We start from the raw sequence: 1,087 nt of genomic DNA, 5'->3' as shown, positions 1-1,087 counted from the left end.
ATCGACTCGAAGTCGAAGGCCAGGCTCCCGAGCTCCCCGTTCACCTCGATGCGCATCGCGTTCTTGCGCCCGCTGGCGAAACGGGTCGCCTCGAAGGAGGCCAGCCCGCCGCCGCTGAGCCGGGCGGTGAACAGCGCGGCGTCGTCGACGGTGACCTCGCCCCTGCCCGCGCCGCCCGCGGCCGAGAGCCCGGCCGACTCCTCGGCCAGGGGGCGTTCCTTGACGAAGGTCTCGGTCAGCGCCGACACCCCGGTCAGCCGCTCGCCGGTGACGAACTCGGCGGTGTCCACGATGTGCGCGCCGATGTCTCCCAGCGCGCCCGACCCCGCCTTGTCCTTGCGCAGCCGCCACACCAGCGGGAACTCCGGATCGACGATCCAGTCCTGCAGGTACTGCGCCCGCACGTGGCGGACGGCGCCGATGCGGCCCTCGGCGACCCACTGGCGGGCCAGCGCGACGGCCGGGACCCGCCGGTAGTTGAAGGCCACCATCGCGCGCACGCCCCGCCCGGCCGCGGCGCGGGCGGCGGCGGCCATGGCCTCGGCCTCGGCCACGGTGTTGGCCAGCGGCTTCTCGCACAGGACGTGCTTGCCGGCCTCCAGCGCCGCGATGGCGATCTCGGCGTGGGAGTCACCGGGCGTGCAGATGTCGACGATCTGCACGTCATCGCGGGCGATGAGGCGCTTCCAGTCGGTCTCCGCGTGTGCCCAGCCGAGCTTCGCCGCGGCCTGCGCGGTCGCCTCGGCGGACCTGCCCGCCAGCGCGACCATCGCGGGTTCGAGCGGCAGGTCGAAGAACGCGTCCACGCTGCGCCACGCCTGCGAGTGGGTGCGGCCCATGAACGCGTAACCGATCATGCCGACCCCGGCGACAGACCTCATGACTCGAATCCGAGCGGCAGATACGTCTGCGCGTTGTCCTTGGTGATGGTCTCCGACGTCAGCGTGACCGACTGCGGCACCTGCTGCTCGACCAGGTCGCTCAGACCCTTGCCCTGAGCGATGAGCCGCGCCAGCTTGATCGCCGAAGCCGCCATCGTCGGGCTGTAGGTCACCGTCGCCTTCAGCACACCACTGTCGGCCGCGAT

1 protein-coding gene and 1 pseudogene are annotated in these 1,087 nt (G+C 71.8%); both read right to left on the bottom strand.

What is annotated here, in order from left to right:
- A partial coding sequence (locus ABZT47_RS40345) for a Gfo/Idh/MocA family oxidoreductase (RefSeq protein ID WP_354854115.1) occupies positions 1–881 on the bottom strand: 881 nt, incomplete at its 3' end.
- Positions 878–1,087, bottom strand: a pseudogene (locus ABZT47_RS40340) (sugar ABC transporter substrate-binding protein); the annotation flags it as partial. The pseudogene ABZT47_RS40340 and the gene ABZT47_RS40345, both read right to left, overlap by 4 nt.

Source organism: Sphaerisporangium sp. NPDC005289 (genome assembly GCF_040607455.1).
Classification (GTDB): domain Bacteria; phylum Actinomycetota; class Actinomycetes; order Streptosporangiales; family Streptosporangiaceae; genus Sphaerisporangium; species Sphaerisporangium rhizosphaerae.
Note: the sequence above shows the minus strand (reverse complement) of the source record. Positions and strands in the feature narration are given on the sequence as shown.